The following is an 884-nucleotide window of genomic DNA, read 5'->3' as shown; positions in this document are numbered from 1 at the left end:
TCATCCTCGGGGGCCGAAGCCGGTCATCAGGAGGTGGATGGCGATCAGGGCGATGGTCCAGATGATGGCGCGGCGGGTGGGGGCGGGGCCGGTGCGCAGCAGGGAGATGCCCAGGGGGATGAAGGCCAGGCACAGGCCGCCCACGGCGAGGAAGGACTGGGGTTCGGTGCCCTTGAGGGGGCCCAGGGCCAGGGCGGACATCAATCCCAGGGCGATGGAGCGGCTCAGGTTCAGGGCGCCGGAGCGCCAGGCGCCGATGGCCAGCACGATCCAGCCGAAGAAGGCGGGTCCGGACATGGTCTTGAACGGGTGCCACAGGGTCTCGCGCCAGGCGTCGTAGTAGCCGGTGATGCCCTCCAGCATGGCTTGCAGGCCCAGGGTGTCGGTCAGGTGGAAGGACAGGTGGTCGATGCCGAATTGGAAGGTGCGGGTGAACAGGCCGGTCATCACCAGGGCGCCGCCCCACATGCCCCATAGCGGGTTGGTGGCGCTGATGCGCTGGGCCAGGGTGAGCACGGCCGGCCACAGCAGTACGAAGCCGAGGGCGAAGCAGGCGTAGGCGGCGGTGATGAGGGTGGGGTGCTGGCTGTAGGCGCGTAGCTGGTAGGGCACGAAGTAGTAGAACTGTGAGCGCAGGATGGTGCCGGTCATGATCAGGGTGGGGCCGGCGATCAGGGAGATGCCGCTGATCCATCGGCCGGGGAAGGCGGGGGGGTGGTTGCGGTTGGCGGTGGTGTTGGCGGCCTGTCGCTCTGTGCTGTTCTGCCGCCATCCGGTGAGGCGTCGGTGAAGGTCGATGCTCATGGGAGGTGCTGCCCGTCGTGTCCGTGGTGGGGGGCCCGGGCCGGTTTGCCGGGGCACAGCGAAATGGTGCTGGTCGGGGT

Annotated in this window: 1 protein-coding gene; it reads right to left on the bottom strand. The window is 68.8% G+C overall.

The window, feature by feature from the left end:
• Window positions 1-804 (bottom strand): hypothetical protein, encoded by an 804-nt coding sequence (locus Psi01_RS42960; RefSeq protein WP_204069967.1) that lies wholly within the window; start codon window positions 802-804, stop codon window positions 1-3.
• Between the last annotated feature and the right edge of the window lie 80 nt (window positions 805-884).

It is taken from the genome of Paraplanobispora siamensis (assembly GCF_016863175.1).
In the GTDB taxonomy this organism is placed as follows: Bacteria; Actinomycetota; Actinomycetes; order Streptosporangiales; family Streptosporangiaceae; genus Planobispora; species Planobispora siamensis.
The sequence above is the reverse complement of the archived record's forward strand: the minus strand, read 5'-3'. Positions and strand labels throughout refer to the sequence as shown.